18 protein-coding genes are annotated in these 22,594 nt (G+C 59.3%); 7 read left to right on the top strand and 11 right to left on the bottom strand.

Annotation, left to right across the window (positions count from 1 at the left end; translation table 11 throughout):
• Nucleotides 1-30: 30 nt before the first annotated feature.
• Nucleotides 31-444 (bottom strand): large-conductance mechanosensitive channel protein MscL, encoded by a 414-nt coding sequence (mscL, locus tag H8F22_RS23815; protein WP_027924225.1) that lies wholly within the window; start codon nucleotides 442-444, stop codon nucleotides 31-33.
• Nucleotides 445-728: 284 nt separating this feature from the next.
• Here mscL and katB point away from each other — a divergent pair, with 284 nt between their 5' ends.
• Genes katB through radA form a run of 3 tightly spaced genes read left to right on the top strand, consistent with a single transcriptional unit; the run spans nucleotide 729 to nucleotide 4,285 of the window.
• Nucleotides 729-2,270, top strand: a complete 1,542-nt coding sequence (katB, locus tag H8F22_RS23810) for a catalase KatB (protein ID WP_059182126.1) — start codon at nucleotides 729-731, stop codon at nucleotides 2,268-2,270.
• 59 nt (nucleotides 2,271-2,329) lie between these two features.
• On the top strand, nucleotides 2,330-2,872 hold the full coding sequence (locus H8F22_RS23805) for an ankyrin repeat domain-containing protein (RefSeq protein WP_194940757.1): 543 nt from the start codon (nucleotides 2,330-2,332) through the stop codon (nucleotides 2,870-2,872).
• A 45-nt stretch (nucleotides 2,873-2,917) separates the two neighbouring features.
• Nucleotides 2,918-4,285, top strand: coding sequence for a DNA repair protein RadA (radA, locus tag H8F22_RS23800; protein ID WP_008040321.1), 1,368 nt, complete (start codon nucleotides 2,918-2,920; stop codon nucleotides 4,283-4,285).
• 119 nt (nucleotides 4,286-4,404) lie between these two features.
• Here radA and H8F22_RS23795 read toward each other — a convergent pair whose 3' ends face one another.
• Complete coding sequence (locus H8F22_RS23795) at nucleotides 4,405-4,773, bottom strand: PilZ domain-containing protein (RefSeq protein ID WP_194940756.1); 369 nt, start codon at nucleotides 4,771-4,773, stop codon at nucleotides 4,405-4,407.
• A gap of 160 nt (nucleotides 4,774-4,933) precedes the next feature.
• Between H8F22_RS23795 and H8F22_RS23790 the strand changes: the two genes are divergently transcribed.
• From H8F22_RS23790 to yjiA, 3 genes are all read left to right on the top strand, one after another.
• Nucleotides 4,934-7,000 carry a carbon starvation CstA family protein gene (locus tag H8F22_RS23790; protein WP_027924221.1) on the top strand — a complete coding sequence of 689 codons (2,067 nt, stop codon included), beginning with the start codon at nucleotides 4,934-4,936 and terminating at the stop codon, nucleotides 6,998-7,000.
• Nucleotides 7,001-7,015: 15 nt separating this feature from the next.
• Complete coding sequence (locus H8F22_RS23785; RefSeq protein ID WP_007895266.1) at nucleotides 7,016-7,213, top strand: YbdD/YjiX family protein; 198 nt, start codon at nucleotides 7,016-7,018, stop codon at nucleotides 7,211-7,213.
• 163 nt (nucleotides 7,214-7,376) lie between these two features.
• On the top strand, nucleotides 7,377-8,351 hold the full coding sequence (gene yjiA / locus H8F22_RS23780) for a GTPase (protein ID WP_027924220.1): 975 nt from the start codon (nucleotides 7,377-7,379) through the stop codon (nucleotides 8,349-8,351).
• A gap of 96 nt (nucleotides 8,352-8,447) precedes the next feature.
• Here yjiA and H8F22_RS23775 read toward each other — a convergent pair whose 3' ends face one another.
• The 5 genes from H8F22_RS23775 to H8F22_RS23755 form a co-directional block, all read right to left on the bottom strand.
• Nucleotides 8,448-9,137 carry a GntR family transcriptional regulator gene (locus H8F22_RS23775; protein ID WP_194940755.1) on the bottom strand — a complete coding sequence of 230 codons (690 nt, stop codon included), beginning with the start codon at nucleotides 9,135-9,137 and terminating at the stop codon, nucleotides 8,448-8,450.
• A 24-nt stretch (nucleotides 9,138-9,161) separates the two neighbouring features.
• Entirely contained in the window at nucleotides 9,162-9,866 is a 705-nt protein-coding gene (locus tag H8F22_RS23770) for a FadR/GntR family transcriptional regulator (protein WP_027924218.1), read from the bottom strand.
• 57 nt (nucleotides 9,867-9,923) lie between these two features.
• Nucleotides 9,924-11,237 (bottom strand): C4-dicarboxylate transporter DctA, encoded by a 1,314-nt coding sequence (locus H8F22_RS23765; protein WP_027924217.1) that lies wholly within the window; start codon nucleotides 11,235-11,237, stop codon nucleotides 9,924-9,926.
• A gap of 276 nt (nucleotides 11,238-11,513) precedes the next feature.
• Nucleotides 11,514-12,767, bottom strand: a complete 1,254-nt coding sequence (glyA, locus tag H8F22_RS23760; protein WP_059182128.1) for a serine hydroxymethyltransferase — start codon at nucleotides 12,765-12,767, stop codon at nucleotides 11,514-11,516.
• 250 nt (nucleotides 12,768-13,017) lie between these two features.
• Nucleotides 13,018-16,866 (bottom strand): sensor domain-containing protein, encoded by a 3,849-nt coding sequence (locus H8F22_RS23755; protein WP_194940754.1) that lies wholly within the window; start codon nucleotides 16,864-16,866, stop codon nucleotides 13,018-13,020.
• Between the two features lie 285 nt (nucleotides 16,867-17,151).
• On the opposite strand from H8F22_RS23755, the gene ettA reads away from it, so the two are divergent.
• Nucleotides 17,152-18,816, top strand: coding sequence for an energy-dependent translational throttle protein EttA (ettA, locus tag H8F22_RS23750; RefSeq protein WP_027924214.1), 1,665 nt, complete (start codon nucleotides 17,152-17,154; stop codon nucleotides 18,814-18,816).
• Between the two features lie 91 nt (nucleotides 18,817-18,907).
• On the opposite strand, the gene H8F22_RS23745 is transcribed toward ettA, so the two are convergent.
• The 4 genes from H8F22_RS23745 to H8F22_RS23730 all read right to left on the bottom strand — a co-directional run bounded on the left by H8F22_RS23745 (nucleotide 18,908) and on the right by H8F22_RS23730 (nucleotide 22,480).
• Complete coding sequence (locus tag H8F22_RS23745) at nucleotides 18,908-19,402, bottom strand: GreA/GreB family elongation factor (RefSeq protein ID WP_027924213.1); 495 nt, start codon at nucleotides 19,400-19,402, stop codon at nucleotides 18,908-18,910.
• Nucleotides 19,403-19,472: 70 nt separating this feature from the next.
• Nucleotides 19,473-19,829, bottom strand: coding sequence for a hypothetical protein (locus H8F22_RS23740; protein WP_027924212.1), 357 nt, complete (start codon nucleotides 19,827-19,829; stop codon nucleotides 19,473-19,475).
• Between the two features lie 216 nt (nucleotides 19,830-20,045).
• Complete coding sequence (locus tag H8F22_RS23735) at nucleotides 20,046-21,899, bottom strand: Lnb N-terminal periplasmic domain-containing protein (protein WP_194940753.1); 1,854 nt, start codon at nucleotides 21,897-21,899, stop codon at nucleotides 20,046-20,048.
• A gap of 92 nt (nucleotides 21,900-21,991) precedes the next feature.
• Nucleotides 21,992-22,480, bottom strand: coding sequence for a DUF3015 domain-containing protein (locus tag H8F22_RS23730; protein WP_027924210.1), 489 nt, complete (start codon nucleotides 22,478-22,480; stop codon nucleotides 21,992-21,994).
• Between the last annotated feature and the right edge of the window lie 114 nt (nucleotides 22,481-22,594).

Raw genomic sequence — 22,594 nt, 5'->3', positions numbered from 1 at the left:
AAGGGCGCCGTTTCTGTGTGCAACCCGCCTTCAAGGCCGATCGTTCTGGGCCTTGAGCAGATCGCGGATCTCGCTCAACAACTCTTCTTCCTTGGTCGGAACCGGCGGCAGCGTCGGGGCCGCGGCCTCTTCGCGCTTCAGTTGGTTGATCGCTTTGATCCCCATGAAAATCGCGAACGCGACGATGATGAAGTCAATCATGCTCTGGATGAATTTGCCGTAGGCCAGCACCACGGCCGGGGCATTGCCTTCGGCAGCCTTGAGCGTAATGGCCAGATCACTGAAGTCCACGCCGCCGATCAGCAAGCCAATGGGCGGCATGACCACGTCGCCGACAAACGACGTCACGATCTTGCCGAAGGCGGCGCCGATGATGATACCGACGGCCATGTCGATCACATTACCTTTGACCGCGAAGGCCTTGAACTCACTTATCACGCCCATAGGTTATTCCTTGTTACAGATGAGGTTGGTGAACGCAGTGTAATTCAGCAAAACGGCTCTTGCTCGAAACACCTCATTACAATGCTCGTGACTATCGACCTGTCTGCCGGCAATTAGTTTGCAAAGTGCCAGCAATCGCGCGCGAAATACGCGCTAACTGACTGATTAGCGACATAAATATCTGAATCATCACGTTGCGTTTTTTCTATTTAAGTTTTGCCGGTTCGGCCTCTAGCCTCGGTTCAGCGCACTGGGAGTGCGCCTTGAAAACAGAGGAACCTGATATGACTTCTACACTTGGCCTTGGGGCTTTTCCCCATTGGCGTACGCTTGGCGTTTTAACCGCCAGCCTGCTGTCCTTCTCCGTCCATGCTGCCAACTTGACCCGTGATAATGGCGCTGCCGTGGGCGATAACCAGAACTCACAAACGGCAGGTGCCACAGGCCCGGTGTTGTTGCAGGACGTGCAACTGATCCAGAAGCTGCAGCGCTTTGACCGTGAACGCATTCCTGAACGTGTGGTGCATGCTCGTGGCACTGGCGCCCACGGCACCTTCACCGTGACCAATGACCTGAGCGACCTGACCAAGGCGAAAGTGTTTGCTGGCGGTCAGAGCACACCGGTGTTCGTGCGATTCTCCGCCGTCGTTCATGGCAACCATTCGCCGGAAACCCTGCGCGACCCTCGTGGTTTCGCTACCAAGTTCTACACCGCCGACGGCAACTGGGACCTGGTGGGAAACAATTTCCCGACTTTCTTCATCCGTGATGCGATCAAGTTTCCAGACATGGTCCACGCGTTCAAACCCGACCCGCGCACCAACCTCGACGATGATTCGCGGCGATTTGATTTCTTCTCCCATGTCCCTGAAGCCACTCGCACCCTGACCGAGTTGTATTCCAACTCGGGTACACCGGCCAGTTATCGGGAGATGGATGGAAACGGTGTGCATGCGTACAAGTTAGTTAATGCCAAAGGCGATGTGCATTACGTGAAGTTTCACTGGAAGAGTTTGCAGGGGATTAATAATCTCGATCCTGAGTTGGTGTCGAAAGTTCAAGGAAAAGATTACAGCCATATGACCAATGATTTGGTTGCTCATATTAACAAGGGTGACTTTCCGAAATGGGACTTGTACGTTCAGGTTGTGAGCTCTCAAGATTTGTACAAGTTTGATTTCGATCCATTGGATGCGACGAAGATCTGGCCTGGAGTTCCTGAACGAAAAGTTGGACAAATGATCCTGGATCGTAATCCTTCGAATGTCTTCCAGGAAACCGAACAAGTGGCGATGGCTCCGGCCAATCTGGTTCCCGGTATCGAACCTTCGGAAGATCGCTTATTGCAAGGACGAGTGTTCTCCTATGCCGATACTCAACTCTATCGCCTGGGTGCCAATGCACTTCAGTTGCCGATCAATGCGCCAAAAGTTGCCGTGAATAACGGCAATCAGGACGGTGCGATGAACATCGGTCACAGCACCACAGGCGTGAACTATCAGCCAAGCCGTTTGATGCCCCGCGACGAGCCGCAAACCGCGCGTTACAGCCCATCGGCGCTGACGGGCAGCACCCAGCAGGCGAAGATCCCGCGCGAGCAAAACTTCAAGCAGGCCGGTGATCTGTATCGCTCCTTCAGTAAAAAGGAGCGGAACGACCTTATCGAGAGTTTTGGCGGTTCGCTCGCGACAACCGATGACGAGAGCAAGCACATTATTCTGTCGTTCCTGTACAAAGCCGACCCGGAATACGGGACCGGCGTGACCAAGGTGGCCAAGGGTGACTTGAGCCGGGTCAAGGCGCTGGCGGCCAACCTGGTCGACTGACGGCGTTTGCCTGAAATGCGGGACCTCCGATGAGGTCCCGTCGGGCCAAGGAGTTTGCGATGCGTATTTATCTGTTTGTGTGGCTGGCGTTGCTCTCGACCAGTGCCTTTTCCACCACACCCGACGACTCTGCGGCGCTGTCTGCTCAACTGCAGGATTACTACTTCGACGCCGCCCGCCGTGGCGATGTGCCCATGCTCGACACGTTCATTGAGGCTGGCTACTCACTCAATACCCGCGACAGCAAGGGCTACACCGCGCTGATCCTGGCGGCCTATCACGGCCAGACCGCCGCAGTAGAGCGTTTGCTCGCCGCCGGCGCGGATGCCTGTGCTCAGGACCAGCGAGGCAACACGGCATTGATGGGGGCGATTTTCAAAGGGGAAGTACAGATTGCCCGGACTTTACTATTGGCCAATTGCAGCCCCGACCAACGCAACGGCGCGGGGCAAACGGCTGCGATGTACGCCGGATTGTTCAAGCGTGCCGAACTGCTCGACGCACTCAAGGCCAAAGGTGCGGACCTGGAGGCCGAAGATCCATTGGGCAACAGTGCCACGCGTCTGGCCAGCGGCGAAATCCGTATCGCCGCGCCGCGCTGATCGGCGTCAGCTGAGCTATCATCGCGGTTTTTGCCGGGAGTTCAGATGGCCAAGGCCAAGCGCATGTACGGCTGCACCGAGTGTGGCTCAACCTTCCCCAAGTGGGCCGGCCAGTGCGGCGAGTGCGGGGCCTGGAACACGCTGACCGAAACCATGGTGGAAAGCGGTGGTGCCGCCGCCCCGAGCGGTCGCACCGGCTGGACTGGCCAACAGGCCCAGATCAAGACCCTGGCCGAAGTCAGTGTCGAGGAAATCCCGCGCTTTTCCACAGCCTCCAGTGAACTCGATCGAGTGTTGGGTGGGGGCTTGGTCGACGGTTCGGTGGTGCTGATCGGCGGTGACCCGGGCATCGGTAAATCGACCATCCTGTTGCAAACCTTGTGCAACCTCGCCAAGAGCATGCCGGCGCTGTACGTCACCGGCGAAGAATCGCAGCAACAAGTGGCCATGCGCGCCCGCCGGCTGGGCTTGCCGCAGGACCAACTGCGAGTGATGACCGAAACCTGCATCGAAACCATCATCGCCACGGCCCGGGTGGAAAAACCCAAGGTCATGGTGATCGACTCGATCCAGACGATCTTCACCGAACAACTGCAATCGGCCCCGGGTGGCGTCTCCCAGGTTCGCGAGAGTGCGGCCTTGCTGGTGCGGTATGCCAAGCAGAGTGGCACCGCGATTTTCCTCGTTGGTCACGTAACCAAGGAAGGCGCCCTGGCCGGTCCCCGTGTGCTGGAGCACATGGTTGATACCGTGCTGTATTTCGAAGGCGAATCCGATGGGCGTTTGCGTTTGCTGCGAGCGGTCAAAAACCGTTTCGGCGCGGTCAACGAATTGGGTGTGTTCGGCATGACGGACAAGGGTCTGAAAGAAGTCTCTAACCCGTCGGCGATTTTTCTCACACGCGCTCAGGAGGAAGTCCCTGGCAGTGTGGTCATGGCGACGTGGGAAGGGACGCGGCCCATGCTGGTGGAAGTCCAGGCCCTGGTGGATGACAGCCATTTGGCCAACCCGCGCCGGGTCACGCTGGGGCTGGATCAGAATCGCCTGGCGATGTTGCTGGCGGTTCTGCACCGTCATGGCGGCATTCCGACCCACGATCAGGACGTGTTTCTCAACGTGGTCGGTGGTGTGAAGGTGTTGGAGACCGCGTCTGATCTGGCCTTGATGGCGGCGGTCATGTCCAGTTTGCGCAACCGGCCATTGCCACATGATCTGCTGGTGTTTGGCGAAGTCGGCCTGTCCGGCGAAGTGCGCCCGGTGCCAAGCGGTCAGGAACGCCTGAAAGAAGCCGCCAAGCACGGCTTCAAGCGCGCCATCGTGCCCAAGGGCAATGCGCCGAAAGAGGCGCCGCCGGGTTTGCAGATTATTGCCGTTACCCGTCTGGAGCAGGCCCTCGACGCACTGTTCGAGTAACCATAGATGTAGGAGCCGGGCTTGCCCGCGATAGCGACTTGTCATTCAACGATGATGTTGAAAGTGAAGTCGCTATCGCGGGCAAGCCCGGCTCCTACATTAGTGGATTTGTAGTGGGTTCAAACTTCGATCAGGGCGCCCAGCTCGCGTTCCAGCTCTTGCGGATCCCCCAGATTCAATTCGATCAACCGCCGTAGGCGTTCAATCGATTCCAGGCTGATGTGTTTGCAGACGAAGCCGAGCTGGCCATGGTCATCGTGGGTCAGTAGTACATCCATCTTGATCGCGACTTCAGGCGTCAGATGAACATCAACGCAAAAGTGATGCTCCCGATTGCCCAGCCATGGCTCGGGCTTCTCGACCAACAGCCCCTTGAGCGACAGATCAATCAACTTCACCTGCCAGATGTATTCGTCCTGGCCCAGTTCGGTTTGGGCGTCGAACGCGATACGTTTGAAGCGACGGCGGTCGGCTGCGTGTTCGCTCATGGCGCAATCCTCGGAAAGGTACGCTGACTATAGACCTGCATTGTTAAAGCCTGCCAGCGCGGGCAGGCGTCTAGACCAATGTCGGGGTATGGCCTTTGCCGTCAGGGGAGCTAAACTCGGGGTGGCTGTCTTTCTTGTCCACTCTGGCTGGAATCATAAAATGAAAAATAATAATAGCCTGCTACGCCATTTACCCTGGCTGCTGCTGGCAATCGTCGGTGCGTGCGCCCTTGGTGTGGTGGCATTGCGCCGAGGTGAGGCGATCAACGCCCTGTGGATTGTAGTCGCTGCCGTGGCCATTTATCTGGTTGCGTATCGCTACTACAGTCTGTTCATCGCCACCAATGTGATGCAACTCGACCCGCGACGGGCCACCCCCGCCGTACTCAATAATGACGGTCTGGACTACGTTCCGACCAACAAGCACATCCTCTTCGGTCACCACTTCGCAGCCATTGCTGGCGCGGGGCCGCTGGTCGGGCCGGTGTTGGCGGCGCAGATGGGGTATCTGCCCGGCACATTGTGGCTGATTGCCGGCGTGGTGCTGGCCGGTGCGGTTCAGGACTTCATGGTGTTGTTCATGTCGACCCGCCGCAATGGCCGGTCCCTGGGCGACATGGTCCGCGAAGAAATGGGCCGTATCCCCGGCACTATCGCGCTGTTTGGCTGCTTTCTGATCATGATCATCATCCTCGCGGTGCTGGCGCTGATCGTGGTGAAAGCCCTGGCCGAAAGCCCGTGGGGCATTTTCACGGTGATGGCGACCATCCCGATTGCGATGTTCATGGGCATCTACATGCGCTACATCCGTCCGGGTCGCATTGGCGAAATCTCCGTGGTCGGCGTGGCGTTGCTGCTCGGTTCGATCTGGCTCGGTGGGCAGATTGCCGCTGATCCGGTCTGGGCCAAGGCGTTCAGTTTCACCGGGATCCAGATCACCTGGATGCTGGTCGGCTACGGTTTTGTCGCGGCGGTACTGCCGGTGTGGCTGATCCTGGCACCCCGTGACTACCTGTCGACGTTCCTGAAAATCGGCACCATCGTGGCCTTGGCGATCGGCATTCTAGTGACCATGCCCGAGCTGAAAATGCCCGCGCTGACCCAGTTCATCGACGGCACCGGTCCGGTGTGGAAGGGTGGTCTGTTCCCGTTCCTGTTCATCACCATCGCCTGTGGCGCGGTCTCGGGTTTCCACGCGCTGATCTCTTCCGGCACCACGCCGAAGCTGCTGGATAACGAAGTCAATTCCCGTTACATCGGTTACGGCGCGATGTTGATGGAATCCTTCGTGGCCATCATGGCCATGGTTGCCGCCTCGGTGATCGAGCCGGGCGTGTACTTCGCGATGAACAGCCCGGCTGCCGTAGTTGGTGGTGACATCGTAGCGGTCGCGCAAACCGTCAGCAGCTGGGGCTTTGCGATTACCCCGGAAGCCCTGCAAGCGGTGGCCCATGACATTGGTGAAACCACTATCCTGGCCCGTGCCGGTGGCGCACCGACCCTGGCGGTGGGGATCGCGCAGATCCTGCACAGTGTCCTGCCGGGTGAAAACACCATGGCGTTCTGGTACCACTTCGCGATCCTGTTCGAAGCGCTGTTCATCCTGACGGCGGTCGATGCCGGTACCCGTGCCGGTCGCTTCATGCTCCAGGATTTGCTCGGCTCCTTCGTGCCGGCCTTGCGCCGTACCGAGTCCTGGACCGCCAACCTGATCGCCACCGGCGGTTGTGTGGCGATGTGGGGCTGGTTGCTCTACCAAGGCGTGATCGACCCGTTGGGCGGGATCAACACCTTGTGGCCGCTGTTCGGTATCTCCAACCAGATGCTGGCTGGTATCGCGCTGATGCTGGCAACCGTTGTGCTGATCAAAATGAAACGCCAACGCTATATCTGGGTGACCATGCTGCCGGCCGTCTGGCTGCTGATCTGCACCGTGACGGCGGGTTTCATCAAGCTGTTCGACGCTAATCCGGCCATCGGCTTCCTGTCGCTGGCGAAGAAATACAGCGATGCGCTGGCCAATGGTCAGCTCCTTGCCCCGGCCAAGGACATCACGCAGATGCAGCACGTGATCTTCAATGCCTACACCAACGCAACGCTGACAGCGCTGTTCCTGTTCGTGGTCTTCAGTATCCTGTTCTACGCACTCAAGGTCGGCATTGCCGCCTGGGGTACCAAAGAGCGTACGGATAAAGAAGCGCCATTCCAGGCCCTGCCGGACGCGTAATCGAGGATTGCAAGCATGTTCAATGACCTGAGTCGCCTCGGTAAATACCTCGGTCAGGCCGCGCGCCTGATGGTCGGCATGCCCGACTACGACAACTACGTCGAGCATATGCAAACCAAACACCCGGACAAACCGGTGATGAGCTACGAGATGTTCTTCCGCGAACGCCAGGAAGCTCGTTACGGTGGCAAGGGTGGGCCGAAGTGCTGTTGATCCGGTTGTCGGCTTAACAGCAATACCTGTGGGAGCGAGCTTGCTCGCGATGGCGGAATTTCAATCAACAGTGATGTTGAATGTTAAGCCGCTATCGCGAGCAAGCTCGCTCCCACAGTTGTTTTGTGTTGATACTTTAATTTTGTGAGTCAGGAGATCCAGTTTGTCCTCTCCCATCCCGGTAACAATCCTCAGCGGCTTCCTCGGCGCTGGCAAGACCACGCTGTTGCGCCACCTGCTCAAAGCCGAGCACGGGCTGAAAATCGCCGTGATCGAAAACGAATTCAGTGATGCCGGTATCGACACCCAGCTGTTGGGCGACGAGCCGGTACAAGTCATGACGCTGTCCAACGGCTGTGTCTGCTGCACCATCCACACCGACCTCACCAAAGCGCTGTACCTGTTGCTCGAACGCCTGGACAGCGGCGACATCGCCTTCGACCGTCTGGTGATCGAATGCACCGGGCTGGCCGATCCGGCGCCGGTGGCGCAAACCTTCTTCATCGATGAAGAGCTGCGCGAGCGCTACATCCTCGACGGCATCATCACCCTGGTGGACGCGGCGCACGCCGAGACTCACCTGACCCAAACCATCGCCCAGGCGCAAATCGGTTTCGCCGACCGCTTGCTGGTGAGCAAACGCGATCTGGTGGACGAGCCGACGTTCACCGCATTGAGTGAGCGTCTGACCCGCATCAACCGGCGTGCACCGATCCGCGTGGTCGATCACGGCCAGATCGACCTGGCCGAATTGCTCGACGTGCGTGGTTTTAACCTGAATGCCGACCTCGGCGGTGGCGTGAGTTTGCGTCCGGTGAGCAAAGCGCCGTCCATCGACCGCATCTCCAGCCTGGTGCTGCGCACCGACCAGCCACTGGATATCGACAAACTCAGCGAGTTCATGAATGAGCTGCTGGAGGATCACGGCAAGCAGTTGCTGCGCTACAAAGGCGTGTTGAACATTGCTGGCGAGCCGCGACGCATGGTGTTCCAGGGTGTCCTGAAGTTGTACGGATTCGACTGGGACACGGAATGGGCAGAGGGCGAGGCGCGGGAAAGCGTGATCGTGTTTATTGCCGATGATTTGCCGGAAGAGAAGATTCGTGAGGGATTTGCGCGGGTGGCGGCGCAGCCCTGATATTTTCGGTGGCTGAAAGAGCCTCTTCGCGAGCAGGCTCACTTCTACAGGGGAATGCATTCCAATTGTAGGCGTGAGCCTGCTCGCGATGGCGATTTACCCGGCAACACGATTCTGGCTGAGAGTCGGCCCAGAGCTCAGCAACACCGCTCCCAAATGATCCAGATGCTGATTCAGCAAGGCGACCGCCATCTCCTCATCGCCACGCTCCACCGCCGTCAAAACCCGCTGATGCACCTGCCAATCGCAATAACCCTCCAGCCAGCCATCAAACTGCGCAACGGCCAACGCAGTCAGCGGCACCAGACTGTCCAGAAAATGCGCCAAAGGAGCATTCCCCGCCATTTTCGCCAGTTGTAAATGAAACTCCCCCGACAACCGAATCGCCGAACCACGCTGGGTACTTTCGCGCTCGCTGTCGATCAACGCTCCCAGGCGTTTTAACGCGTGCGGGCACGGGTGCTGACAGGCCAACCGCACCAGCGTGATCTCGGCCAGCCGCCGTGCATGCAGCGTTTGCCGGACCTGCTCGACATCGAGCGCAGCGACACGGGGCCGATGATTTGCCCGAAGGACGATGATCTGCTGATGAGCCAATCGCGTCAGCACGCCCCGGATATCACCGCGTCGAGCGTTGAACATCTGCGCCAGGCTTTCTTCGGTAAAACGACTGCCCGCATCAAGGCGCTGTTCGAGAATCGCATCGAAAACCCGTGAATACAGATTCTCCTCCCGGTTGGGAAAGGGCAGGGCAACAAGCGTCTGCGGTGAAGCGAAGCTGTTCATGGCCGGTCTCCGGTTCCAATGGTTTTAACTGCCGAGGTTGTCTTCCGGTATGTTCAATTCGATGCCCATTCGCCGTCCTTCGCGAAGGATGTGCCGACGCATTTCGGCACTGGCCTGGGCGCTGTTCTTGCTACGGATGGCGCGCACCACGGCTTCGTTTTCTTCCAAGCGCTCGGCCAGGTGTTCCGGCGAGTTGCGCAGCACTTGCGCGCTTTGCTTGAGTGCGTTACTGGTCTGCTGCACCACGCTCTGGAAAATCGGATTGGACGTCAGCGTGAACAATTCTTCGTGGAAGGCGATGTAGGCGTTGACCCCGGCCTCGGCGTCGTTGGCTTCCAGCGCTTCGCGCATGTCCATCAGGGTCAGGCGCAGTTGCCCGACTTCCTTGCTGCTGATCGACTGCGCCACCAGACCGACGATGAACGGCTCAAGGGTGTAGCGCAGCTGCAGCACGTCTTCCAGGCTCGCGCCGGCCACTGCGCTGTCGTGGCTTTGGCTGTCGCCGAGGTGGGCGTCGAGCACCACCACGCCTTTGCCCGGCATCGAGCGCACCAGACCGAGGGTTTCCAGCACGATCACGGCTTCGCGCAGGCTCGGACGGCTGATGCCCAGTTGTTCGGCCAGTTCACGCTGGCCCGGCAACATCTCGCCGGAGCGCCACTGACCACGGGCCAGTGCGGCCCGAAGTTTTTCTACGACTGAATTGACGACCGTTGAAGTGGTAATCACGGTTTGCTCCATGGATAAAGGCAGGGGAGCCCGCCGTCTGGCAGGCTCCCACTTGATTCAAAATTCCTGCTGGTGCGCCGGCGCGACCGGTTTTCTCGGCTGGAAGGTATAACCCACCTGACCGGAAAGCACCTTGTTCGCGCGCTGGATGTCTATGTCTTTCTCCCAGCGGGCGATGGCCACGGTGGCAACGCAGTTGCCGATCAGGTTGGTCAGCGCCCGGCCGATGCCCATGAACCAGTCCACCGCGAGCACCAACACCAGGCCAACCACCGGAATCGCCGGGATCGCTGTCAGGGTGGCCGCGAGAATCACCAGCGCCGAGCCGGGAATACCGTGGGCGCCTTTGGACGTGATCAAGGACACCAGCAGAATCGTGAGCAAGTCGGTCATGGCCAGCGGCGTACCGGTGGCGTTGGCGATGAACACGATGGCGAGGGTCAGGTAAATCGAGAAACCGTCGAGGTTGAACGAGTAACCGGTCGGAATCACCAGCCCGACCGTCGAGCTGCCGATGCCCAGATGCTCAAGCTTGCGCATGATTTGCGGCAACACGGCGTCTGACGAAGCGGTGCCCATGACGATCAGCAGTTCTTCGCGCAGGTACTTGAGCAGCGGCCACATACGCAGGCCGGACAGGCGCATCACCAGGCCGAGGATCAGCGACACAAAAGCGGCGCACGTCAGGTAAAACAGGCCGACCAGGCTGCCCAGATGCTGCAGCGAATCCAGGCCATATTTGCTGGTGGTGAAGGCTATTGCGCCGAACACGCCGATCGGCGCCAGGCGCACGATCATGCCCATGATGCGGAAAATGACGTGGCTCAGTTCATTGATCAGTCGGGAGATGCCCGAGGCCGCTTCGCCCACCAGGTTCAACGCGCTGCCGAACAGCACCGAAAACAGCAGCACCTGCAGGATGTTGTTGTCGGCGAAGGCGCCAATCACCGAGGTCGGGATCAGGTCCATCAGGAATTGCGTGGTGGTGTGCATGTGCTGGCCGCGCTGGGCGATGTCACCCATGTCGGCAGCAGAGAGCTGATCCAGATGAATGTTCGCGCCACTGCCGATGCCGGTGCTGAAGGCGAAGACCAGGCCGATCACCAAGGCGATGGTGGTCAACACTTCAAAGTAAATCACCGATTTGAGGCCAATGCGCCCGACCTTCTTCAGATCGCCGGCACCGCTGATGCCGCTGACCACCACACAAAACACGATCAGGCCAATGAGCATCTTGATCAGCTTGATGAAACCGTCGCCGAGGGGTTTGAGCTGGGCGGAGTATTCGGGAAGGGTCAGCCCGCAGACGATGCCGAGCACCAGTCCGAGAACCACTTGAAGGAAGATTGAACGCGAGCACCATCTGAGCATGGGAGGAATCCTGGTCGGTGTCCTGGCTGCCGTGCGCGAGGCGCATCAGATTCAGGACTTAATTATTGTGGTCTTACCGGTATGTCCAGTGCAGGCGCAGTCTAGACGCAGGTTTTAGGTGGTCGCAAGCAGAAATTGCATCAGTGGCATGACCGGTCTTACCAGTTGCGCGGAATGCCCCGATCTTGAGCCTTTTCGACCCTCGAAAAAATCACAGGTGAAAAAAAAACCGGCCATCTCTGGCCGGTTTTTCATGTTGCTGGTCTAGCGGTGCAATTAAGCGCCGTACACCGGCAGTTTCTTGCAGATGGCCTTGACCTTCTCACGAACGGCGTCGATCACCGCTTCGTTGTTCAGGTCAGCCAGGATGTCGCAGATCCAGCCAGCCAGTTCCTTGCACTCGGCTTCCTTGAAGCCGCGAGTGGTTACCGCCGGAGTGCCGAAGCGCAGGCCGGAGGTGACGAACGGGGAGCGAGGGTCGTTTGGCACGGAGTTCTTGTTCACGGTGATGAACGCCTTGCCCAGAGCGGCGTCAGCGTCTTTACCGGAGATTTCCTGCTTGATCAGCGACAGCAGGAACAGGTGGTTTTCAGTACCGCCCGATACCACGTCGAAACCGCGCTCGATGAATACGCCGGCCATGGCCTTGGCGTTTTTCACCACTTGTTGCTGGTAGGTCTTGAACTCAGGCTGCAGCGCTTCCTTGAAGCAGATCGCTTTAGCGGCGATCACGTGCTCCAGCGGGCCACCCTGGGCGCCCGGGAATACCGCGGAGTTCAGCTTTTTCTCGATGTCGGCGTTGGCGCGAGCCAGGATCAGGCCGCCACGTGGACCGCGCAGGGTCTTGTGCGTGGTGGTGGTCACGACGTCAGCGAATGGCACCGGGTTCGGGTAGACGCCAGCGGCGACCAAACCGGCCACGTGGGCCATGTCGACGAACAGGTAAGCACCGACTTTGTCAGCGATTTCGCGGAAGCGTGGGAAGTCAAGAATCTGCGAGTAGGCAGAGAAACCGGCCACGATCATTTTCGGCTTGTGCTCAACCGCCAGACGCTCGACTTCGTCGTAGTCGATCAGGCCGTTGGCGTCGATGCCGTACTGGATGGCGTTGTACAGTTTGCCGGAGGATGAAACGCTGGCACCGTGGGTCAGGTGACCACCGTGGGCCAGGCTCATGCCCAGGATGGTGTCGCCAGCCGACAGCAGGGCCAGGTAAACGGCGCTGTTGGCTTGGGAACCGGCGTGCGGTTGAACGTTGGCGTAATCGGCGCCGAACAGTTCCTTGGCACGATCAATTGCAAGCTGCTCGACGACGTCGACGAACTCGCAACCACCGTAGTAGCGCTTGCCCGGGTAGCCTTCGGCGTACTTGTTGGTCAGTACCGAGCCTTGAGCCTCCATCACCGCTGGGCTGGTGTAGTTTTCCGAAGCGATCAGCTCGATGTGTTCTTCCTGGCGCTGAGCTTCTTGCTCCATGGCGGCAAAAAGATCGGCGTCGTACTTGGCAATAGTCAAATCACGGCTGAACATGGCGGTCCTCAAGGATCGGGGGCAGAAAAGGGGGGCATTCTAACCCAACCGCTTTTAGATGGCATATGAAAGGACATCATGTCGCAGACAAGTGGGCTTCATGACGGGATCAGCGGTGATCGTGCTGGCCTCATCGCCAGCAAGCTCGCTCCGACAGTGGATCTGCGGTGTTCACAAAGGGGGTGTACACCCCAAAAACCTGTGGGAGCGAACTTGCTCGCGATAGGGCCGGTCGCTGCCGCACAAAATCTCAGTCGAACATGAAGAGCGCATCATTGCTGAACTGCGCCTCAAACCGATTGGCCGGCATCGGTCGTCCGAACAGATACCCCTGAACCTCATCGCACCCATGCTCACGCAGGAATTCGAGTTGCTCATGGGTTTCCACGCCTTCGGCGATCACCGCCAGGTTCAGGCTGTGGGCCATGGCGATGATCGCTCGGGCAATCTGTGCATCCTGTTCGCCCGACGGCAGCCCATCGACGAAGGTGCGGTCGATTTTCAGCACATCGATCGGGAATTGCTTGAGGTAGTTGAGCGATGAATAACCGGTGCCGAAGTCGTCGACCGCAATGCTCAGGCCGAGGTTCTTCAACCCGGCGAGTATCTGCATCGCTTCGCTGACTTCGCGCATCAGGATACTTTCGGTCAGTTCCAGCTCCAGGCACGCCGGCGGCAGGCCGGTTTCCCTGAGAATGGTGGCGATCCGCGTGCCCAGCTGGCCGTCGGAGAACTGCCGCGCCGAGATGTTCACCGACACCTTCGGCACACGGACCTTGGTCTGGTGCCAGGTCTTGAGCTGACGGCAGGCTTCGGCGATCACCCAGTCGCCGACATCCACCACCAGACCGAGCTCTTCGAGCACCGGAATGAAATCCCCCGGCGGCACCAGTCCGCGTCGCGGATGACGCCAGCGCAGCAAGGCTTCGGCACCGGTCAGGCGTTTACCATCGCCGCTGAACTGCGGTTGGTAATACAGCACGAATTCGTTCTGTTCCAACGCGTGGCGCAAGTCGCTTTCCAGCTCCAGGCGTTCCAGGGCGCTGGCGTTCATGTCCGCCTGATAAAACTGGAAATTATTCTTGCCGCGTTCCTTGGCGTGGTACATCGCCGTGTCGGCGTTCTTCATCAACTGACTGAGTTCGTTGCCGTCCTGCGGGCTCAGGGCGATGCCGATACTGGCCGTGACGAAGAACTCGCGCCCTTCGAGCACAAAGGGTTTTACCAGGCTGGCGAGAATCTGTTCTGCCACGTGGATCGCCCGGTTCAGCGCGACTTCACGGTTGACCTTCGGCTGCAGCAGCAAGGTGAATTCATCGCCGCCCATGCGTGCCACGGTGTCGTCATCGTCGACGCAGCCGAGCAGGCGCGTGGCCATTTCCTTGAGCATGCGGTCGCCGGCGGCGTGACCGAGGGAGTCGTTGATCGGTTTGAAACGGTCAAGGTCGAGGAACATCAGCACCACCCACGACTTCTGTCGTTCCGCCGATTGCAGCGCGGTGTGCAGGCGATCCTGGAACAGCGTGCGGTTGGGCAGGTGGGTCAGGGCGTCGTAGTAGGCGAGGCGGTGAATCCGCTGCTCACTGGCCTTGCGTTCGCTGATGTCGCTGAAGAAGCACACGTAACTGGCCAGGTCGCCTTCGTCATCGAGTACCGCCGTGATACCGACCCAGGCCGGATAGTGTTCGCCGCTACGGCGCTTGAGCCAGACTTCACCTTCCCACGTGCTGTTTTGATGAAGTTGCTTGAGCACATAGCGCAGATGCGCTTCCTGCTGCTCGTCGACGGTCAGGATGTTCGGCAACTGGTCGAGCACCTGTTCCACGGCGTAACCACTGACGCGACTGAACGCTTCGTTGGCCTGAACGATGTAACCGGCCGGGTCGGTGATCAGGATCGCCGAGGTCGAGTGCTCAAATACCGTGGCCGCCATGCGCAGGTCTTTCTCGGCCCGGCGCTGCTGGCTGATGTCGCGACCGACACCGAGCACGCCTTCGAAGGCACCGTGTTCGTCCCAGACCAGCACCAGCCGCAGCTCGATGGGAATCTTTCGACCGTCGGCCCGCAGGCAATCGAACAGAAACAGTTGGGTCTGCACCTGGCTGCGCAACAGCGCCAGTTGCTCGGGTTTATCCAGCGCTTTGCTGACCCGGTCCATCAGGGTGAAGATGCCGGTCAGTTGTTGCGGGTTGGCGACGATCGATTGCCAACCGTTCTGGAAGATCCAGTCTGAGTCATAACTCAGCACGGCTTGCACCGAGGGGCTGACGTAGTTGAGCGACAGCTTGCTGTCGGTGGAGAAAATCACGTCGCTGATGCTTTCGGCGAGCATCCGGTAACGCTGCTCGCTGTCGCGCAACGATTCGCTGGCTTCGATCTGGTCGGTGATGTCCTTGGCCACGCCAATGATGCGCGTGACTTGATTGTGCTTGTCCCGTGCCAGGGCCTGTTCACGAATCTCGAATCGCCGCCATTTGCCGTCGCGATGACGGAAGCGCAGCTGGCACTGCATCAATTGACTGTAACCCGCCTGGCGCTGGGTCTGGCGGGAGCGGTGGTAGAAATCGGCGTCTTCGGGGTGCAGCAGGATTTCCCAGAAATACTCACCCATTTGATGCAGTTCGGTGCGGTCGTAACCCAGGGTCTGGCCCAGGTGGTGGTTACTGAAAATCATCCGCTGGCTGATCACATCCTGCACGTACAGGTGATCCGGCACGGTGCGCACCACATCGGACCAGAACCCTTCACGTTCCAGCAGCGACAGCTCGATCAGCTTGCGGCTGGTGATGTCGGTGATGCTCAGGATCACCGCTTTATAGTCGTCCTGATCGGCCGGCAGGCGCAGAACCAGCCACAAATGCTGATCACGCTCATTGGCGCCCTGCAATTTGATTTCCAGCTCCAGCTGGTTTTGCTGGTTGAGCACCGCTTCAAGCACTTGATTGCCGATGGCGGTGCCGTCCAGCGGATTGCCGTCGATCAGCAGGTTCCAGGCTTGATCGCAGGAATTGACGTTGAGCAGTTGCAGGGCAACCAGGTTGACCTCGGTGATGCGCAGCTCCTGCAGCAGTTGCCGTCGTTGTTCCGGATTATCAAGCCAGGCCTGCAATTGTTCGCTGCTGTTCAGCTGCGCCTTGTCGAAAACGTTCTTGAGCCCGGAAACATCGAGAACACAGAGGGCAACTCCCGTCCCTTCGAAAATGTCCTGATAACGTCGACGGCCTTCATGCACCTGGCGTTGACGCCGGCGCATGTTCAGCAACGCAATGAAGGGCAGTAACGAGAGCGCCAGGCCCAGCAGGCATTTGCCGATGAAGGCCGGCAGCAGGTCTTCGAGCACCCGCTGCCGATCGAACAACCCACGCAACTGCCAGTCGCTGCTGCTCAGGGGAACGGTCAGCACACTGCTGGCCAGTTCATCTGGCGTCAGCACGGTTGGCGTGCTTGACGGCAATGCATCATCGCGGCTGATGATCTGGCGATTGACGCGGTTCTCCACCAGCCACAGCGGGCGGATGCCGGCTTCGTTTTGTTTGGTCAGGGCCGAGAAAAAGGTCGGTGTCAGGCGCAAGGCCCAATAGCCTCGCGTGCTGCCGCTGGCCTGATGCAATAGTAGATGCACCATGGAGCCGTCATCGGCATTACTGAAATAGTGCGCCTGGGCGTGACTGCGCCGCACCAGTTCACTCAGGTAGTCGGCGTCCTGACTGTCAGTGGCACTGTCGCTGATAATCTTTCCGGAGGGACTGAGCAACGCCAGGCTGCGCAATTCGGGCAATGACTGCTGCAGCTTGCGCAGTAACGCCTGTTGTTCGTCGGCACTTTGCGGTTGCTCGACGATCGGTAGCAGGTTAAGGGCGATCTGGGCGTTGAGCGCCATGTTCAGGCTGATTTGCGCGGCCAGGTCGGCGGTGTAATCGATGGTGTATTGGCGCTGGTGTTTCTGGGTTTCGCGAAGTTGATCCAGCAACTGCCAGAACAGCAGCGCGAGCAGTAACAGGACGAGGGTGGCCAGTGCGCCTTTCAAGGTTCCGCGCAGGGGCGAGCCGGTCGCAGGACTGGGGGCGCTCACGGGAACTGGCGGGGTGGCATTAGGCAAACTGGAATCCTGCGGTTTGACTGGACTGGCGCGACGTGCACTATAAGCCTGACGCCCGAAGGGCGGCTAGCATGCCTTGAGTTGTGGCTAAGTGCCAGCCCCTGTCGGCTGGACTGCCTTCCGTCATTCAGGTAGCTTTGCCGGTTACGCGGGAGCGTTCCAGCTCCTAAACTCAGACTTTTTCAGCGCGCACGCATTGACCCCCATCAATCGAACGACGCGCACGGTCTGGCCGGGCTTCGCCTGCGCTGCAATCATTCATCTGTCACTGACCCAAGGTTCTCCATGGCTCAATACGTCTTCACCATGCATCGGCTGGGCAAAGTTGTTCCGCCGAAGCGGGAAATCCTGAAAAACATTTCTCTGTCGTTCTTCCCCGGCGCCAAGATCGGCGTACTCGGCCTCAACGGTTCGGGTAAGTCCACGCTGCTGAAAATCATGGCCGGCGTCGACACCGAGTTCGAGGGCGAAGCCCGTCCGATGCAGGAGCTGAACATCGGCTACCTGCCACAGGAACCGATCCTGGACCCGACCAAGACCGTGCGTGAAGTGGTCGAGGAAGCGGTCAGCGTGATCAAGAACGCCCAGGCGCGCCTGGACGAGGTCTACGCGGCTTACGCTGAAGAAGATGCCGACTTCGACAAACTGGCGGCAGAACAGGCCAAGCTCGAAGCTATCCTGCAAGCCAGCGACGGTCACAACCTGGATCGCCAACTGGAAGTCGCCGCCGATGCGCTGCGCCTGCCGGCGTGGGATGCCAAGGTCGAATTCCTGTCCGGTGGTGAAAAGCGTCGTGTGGCCCTGTGCCGCCTGCTGCTGTCCGCCCCCGACATGCTGCTGCTCGACGAACCGACCAACCACCTGGACGCCGATTCCGTCGCCTGGCTGGAGCACTTCCTGCACGACTTCCCGGGCACCGTGGTAGCGATCACGCACGACCGTTACTTCCTGGACAACGTTGCCGGCTGGATTCTGGAACTCGACCGCGGCGCCGGTATTCCGTACGAGGGCAACTATTCGGGTTGGCTCGAAGCCAAGTCCGATCGTCTGGCCGCTGAATCCAAGCAGCAATCGGCTCACGAAAAAGCCATGAAGGAAGAACTGGAGTGGGTGCGCAAAGGCGCCAAGGCCCGCCAGTCCAAATCCAAGGCTCGTCTGCAACGCTTCGAAGAAATGCAATCGCAGGAATTCCAGAAGCGCAGCGAAACCAACGAGATCTACATCCCGGCCGGTCCGCGCCTGGGCGACAAGGTCATCGAGTTCAAGAACGTCTCCAAGGGTTACGGCGATCGCGTGTTGATCGACAACCTGTCGTTCTCCATGCCTAAAGGCGCCATCGTGGGCGTGATCGGCGGTAACGGTGCCGGTAAATCGACCCTGTTCCGCATGCTGATGGGCAAGGAACAACCGGATTCGGGCAGCATCGAAGTCGGCGAAACCGTGCAACTGGCGTGTGTCGATCAGAGCCGAGAAGACCTGGACGGCAGCAAGACCGTGTTCCAGCAGATCTCCGACGGTTCGGACCAGATCCGCATCGGCAACTACGAGATCCCGTCGCGTACCTACGTCGGTCGCTTCAACTTCAAGGGCGGCGATCAGCAGAAGTTCGTCAAGGACCTGTCCGGTGGTGAGCGGGGTCGCTTGCACCTGGCCCTGACCCTGAAAGAGGGCGGCAACGTCCTGCTGCTCGACGAACCGTCCAACGACCTCGACGTTGAAACCCTGCGTTCCCTGGAAGAAGCCCTGCTGGACTTCCCGGGCGCCGCCATTGTGATCTCTCACGATCGGTGGTTCCTTGACCGCGTCGCGACCCACATCCTGGCGTACGAAGACGATTCGCAAGCGGTGTTCTTCGAAGGTAACTACACCGAATACGAAGCCGACCGCCGCAAGCGTCTCGGCGAAGCGGCTACCCAGCCGCATCGTGTACGGCACAAGAAACTGGCCTGATATCGGGTCGGTTGCATAAAAAACGGAGCCTCCGGGGCTCCGTTTTTTTATGGGCGTTCAGATAGACCCAGTCGCGAAGGCGGCCTGATGGTCACTCAATATCTATGCTCAACACCTCAATCACCAAATCCCCCACCGGCCGTTTCCAAACCACCTCATCCCCCACCCGCGCGCCCAACAACGCCCGCCCCAACGGCGAGCCCCAATTGATTAATCCGCTGGCGGCATCCGCCTGATCCTCACCCACCAACTGCACACGTTGTTCGCTGCCCTGTTCATCGGCAAAGGTCACCCAGGCGCCAATCTGTACCTTGTCGGTCGAGGAAGCAGTCACGACCAGTTGAGCGCTTTGCAGTCGCTGGTTGAAATACCGCCAGTCACGCTCAAGGTCGGCCTGGCGCTGTTTGTCGGCCAGTTCACCTTTCGCGCTCTGTTCATTGATCAGGTTTTGCACCTCGGCGACTTTCGCCTGCAACTGCGCAAGTCCTGTGGGTGTGACGTAATTGGGTTGTGTGCTGACCTGCCGTTCGACCGGCTGATCGGCTTGCTCGGCGGCGTTATCTTCGTTGACGAATGCCCGGCTCATGGTCTTCTCCCGTTATAGGGTTTGGGCCATGGTTGCAGGCCTTTAGTTTCGGCGGATGTCTGTAAGCGACTCATGGCGAGTGATAGGCACGTGCAGCGTCCTGGTCTTTCTGTTGCTGCCAGGCTTTGTCCCGGTCGTCCCAATGGTGGCTGCGATAGTCATCGCGGTTCTGGTTCTCGAGCATGGCCTGACACTGACGAAAGCCATCGCTCCAGCCTTCGGCGTACTGCTTGTCCTTGAGATAACGCGGGACGTTTTTGCGAAATTCGCCACTGATCGCCCCGGCGGCTTGCCGTCCACTGCTGCAACCGTCATCGAAGCCGTCGGCGAAAGCCGGTGGATAACCTTTGGAGATCAACTCTTCGTGGGTTGTCTGGCAACCTGCGATCAATATCAACACACCTATGACTGCAACGCAGCGCCACATCTCAAACTCCCGGGCCGTGCAACGGCTATAAGGGAAGTCTAGAAGTGGATTCGTGAGGCGTGTGTGAAAGGCCTGTGATGAATCTGTCGGATAACGCCAATCCCCGTGTAGGAGTGAGCCTGCTCGCGATAGCGGTGTGACAGTCGACATCAATGCTGAATGACAGTCCGCTATCGCGAGCAGGCTCACGCCTACAGGGGGGGCGGTGGATTTTAGTCAGTAGTGATACCACTTCACTTCAAGCATCACTTCGTTCTCGGGTGTGGCGAGGTGGCTGAAGTCGCGCTGGGCGCTCAGGCGCAGGCCGAGGTTGCGCGACAGTTCCCACTGCTGATTCAGGCTGATGTTGCGGCGCACTTCGCCATTGGTGAAGAAATCGCCCTTGGTCTCCAGACTGAAGTTGCCCAGTGGGTTTTTCCACAGTACGCCAGTGTTGAAGCCCGCCGCGGGGGCGATGAATTCGGCGAAGTCATTGTTGTGTTCGATGCGCACCGTGCCCAGTGCAAAACCGAGCATGTCCTCGCCCAATTGCCAGGTACCGCCGCCACCGCCATTGACGTGGCTGACCAGGGTTTCGTCGTCATGCTTGCCCGGCACCCGCTCCAGGCCGCCCGTTACCTGCCACGACAGCGGCTGCAGCAGCTCGTTGCGCGGGGTCAGGGAGCGAATTGTCGCCAGATCCAGCTGCTGAAACTGCCAGTGATTGCCTTCGTACTGGCGCAGTTTCATTTGCAGGATTTCAATCTGGGCGCCGAGCGGGAAGCTTTCGGCGTTGTCGTTGAGATCGTGATAGGCCATGCGCAAGCCGTATTCGCCAAACGCCTTGTCACCGCGGGTGCCGATGCCGGCCTGCCAGGTGCGCGATTCATGGCCATCCTCGGGCAGGCCGGGTTGTGGGATATCCAGTTCCGGCGCCGGGTTCTGGTTGATCGCCCGCAGCAGTTCGAAACTGCGCTGAGCCCGCGCCGGGTCGCGCTCCTGACCATTGGCGCGGTAGCGTTCAAGACGATAGGCCGCATCGATGATCAGCGCCTGGCGAGCCTTGGGTTGCGCCTTGAACGCGGGCGCCTGCAACTGTTTCTGATCGGCGCTGACTTTGAGCACCCATTGCTGTTCTTCAGGGTTCAGCGGTTCGGCACGACTTAACAACTCACGTTCGCGGGACGGGCGGTATTGAATGGATTCCACCAGACCGGCCTCTTTCACGGCTTTGACGGTGTCGGTCGGAATCGCAGTCAGCGGGAATTGCTCGGTCAGGCGCAGGCTCGGCCGTGCCACTTGCAGCAATTCCAGCAGGCGGTAGGAGCAGTTTTCGTCGAAGAAAAAATAGTCGAACTTGATCTGTTTCAGCTCCCAGACATGCTCGACCATGCGTGCGGTTTCTTCCTGGGTCAGGTTCAGCCGGTATTCCCACAAGTCACGGTTCTCGAGGCTGCGGTATTCCGAGAGTTTTTCCTGATAGGGCACCAGCGCGAACAGCCCCGGATAACCGCCCATCAAGCCTTTCCAGGCATAGAGGATGCTGTTGTCCGAACCTTCGATGTAGGCGCCGAAGTTGATCGCATAACTGAGCAGGGCCGTGTGGTCGCTCTGTACATCAGCCTGGTCGATGCGCAGCAACGTGTGGCCAAACATTGATGACGGACTGTTCAAATACGCTGCCGGGAAAATCATCACCGCACTGTGGGGCGAGACGTCCTTGAACCATTGCTTGAATTCGCGGCAGTCCAGTGTCGGCAGATCGGTCAGGTTGAGCTGTGCTTTCAGCCAGCGGGTACGGGCCGGATAGACGCATTGGGCGTGGTGTTCGCCGGCGCTGGCCGGGGCGTACAACGCTTGCACGGTGGCGGCCAGTTCATGGTCGGGGTGTTCGTTGCCGTCGGGCGCAAGGAAGAATTTCTTGTCGCTGACATAGCTGCGCCAGCCGCCGAGCTTGGCGGTTTCATAGTGGCCCAGGGAAATCCAGAAGGGGTCATTGGCCAGTTGCTGCAAACGTTGAGGTTCGATGTGCGGCGCGGCGGCCAGCGGGGCGCAGACACAGAGCGCCAGCCAGGCAAGGCGTTTGAGCATAGTGGGCAACTTAAGTCGAAAAAAACAAAGACCCAAGGAGGGGCGGGTCAAAAAAATAAATCCGCTCCCCGAAAGGAGCGGGCGGTTCGAGCTTAAGCTTGAGTGGCGTACTTGGCCAGACGCGGATCGCTCTTCAGAACGGCCAGGGTGTTGGTATGCACGTCTTCAGCGGTCACGTCAGCCTTGCTGAAGATTTGCTGGAAGTGCTCGTGAGTCACGGCGGCGAAATGCGCACGGTCTTCCGGCGCCACGCCCAGGACCACGGCGTAAGTGGTCAGCGCTTCGCCCTGACCTTTGGCCATGTCTTCGGACAGCTCGTTCATCATGCCATTCATGGCAAACCAGGATTTGCCGCCGTAGGTCAGCGACGCATTCGTTGCGCAGCCGTTGGTGCCGGAGGTCATACCGAAGGTTGCGTTGCCGGAGGTGCCGTTGGTGGTGGAGGCCAGGAAGTGAGCCGGGGTGCCACGCTGACCTTCGAACAGCATGTTGCCCCAACCGCAATCCGGCCCGCCTGGGGCTTGCGCCATGGCGTTGAGGGATACAACGGTGAAGAGAGTACCGAGAAGAATCCGTTTCATAGCTATGTTCTCTTAGTGTGCATACCAATGGACAAGGGGTTCTGGCCCGTGTCGGCGCCAGTTGGGCCGGTTATTAGTCCAGCCGCGCAGTTTGGAGTTTAGGCACGATCACGG

The organism is Pseudomonas mucoides, assembly GCF_015461845.1.
In the GTDB taxonomy this organism is placed as follows: Bacteria; Pseudomonadota; Gammaproteobacteria; order Pseudomonadales; family Pseudomonadaceae; genus Aquipseudomonas; species Aquipseudomonas mucoides.
The sequence above is the reverse complement of the archived record's forward strand: the minus strand, read 5'-3'. Positions and strand labels throughout refer to the sequence as shown.

Coding starts and splice junctions, on each gene's coding strand:
- glyA (WP_059182128.1), bottom strand. CDS start 12,767: ATGTTCAGCCGTGATTTGACTATTGCCAAGTACGACGCCGATCTTTTT.
- H8F22_RS23765 (WP_027924217.1), bottom strand. CDS start 11,237: ATGCTCAGATGGTGCTCGCGTTCAATCTTCCTTCAAGTGGTTCTCGGA.
- H8F22_RS23730 (WP_027924210.1), bottom strand. CDS start 22,480: ATGAAACGGATTCTTCTCGGTACTCTCTTCACCGTTGTATCCCTCAAC.
- radA (WP_008040321.1), top strand. CDS start 2,918: ATGGCCAAGGCCAAGCGCATGTACGGCTGCACCGAGTGTGGCTCAACC.
- ettA (WP_027924214.1), top strand. CDS start 17,152: ATGGCTCAATACGTCTTCACCATGCATCGGCTGGGCAAAGTTGTTCCG.
- mscL (WP_027924225.1), bottom strand. CDS start 444: ATGGGCGTGATAAGTGAGTTCAAGGCCTTCGCGGTCAAAGGTAATGTG.
- H8F22_RS23805 (WP_194940757.1), top strand. CDS start 2,330: ATGCGTATTTATCTGTTTGTGTGGCTGGCGTTGCTCTCGACCAGTGCC.
- katB (WP_059182126.1), top strand. CDS start 729: ATGACTTCTACACTTGGCCTTGGGGCTTTTCCCCATTGGCGTACGCTT.
- H8F22_RS23795 (WP_194940756.1), bottom strand. CDS start 4,773: ATGAGCGAACACGCAGCCGACCGCCGTCGCTTCAAACGTATCGCGTTC.
- H8F22_RS23740 (WP_027924212.1), bottom strand. CDS start 19,829: ATGTGGCGCTGCGTTGCAGTCATAGGTGTGTTGATATTGATCGCAGGT.
- H8F22_RS23785 (WP_007895266.1), top strand. CDS start 7,016: ATGTTCAATGACCTGAGTCGCCTCGGTAAATACCTCGGTCAGGCCGCG.
- H8F22_RS23735 (WP_194940753.1), bottom strand. CDS start 21,899: ATGCTCAAACGCCTTGCCTGGCTGGCGCTCTGTGTCTGCGCCCCGCTG.
- H8F22_RS23775 (WP_194940755.1), bottom strand. CDS start 9,137: ATGAACAGCTTCGCTTCACCGCAGACGCTTGTTGCCCTGCCCTTTCCC.
- H8F22_RS23745 (WP_027924213.1), bottom strand. CDS start 19,402: ATGAGCCGGGCATTCGTCAACGAAGATAACGCCGCCGAGCAAGCCGAT.
- H8F22_RS23790 (WP_027924221.1), top strand. CDS start 4,934: ATGAAAAATAATAATAGCCTGCTACGCCATTTACCCTGGCTGCTGCTG.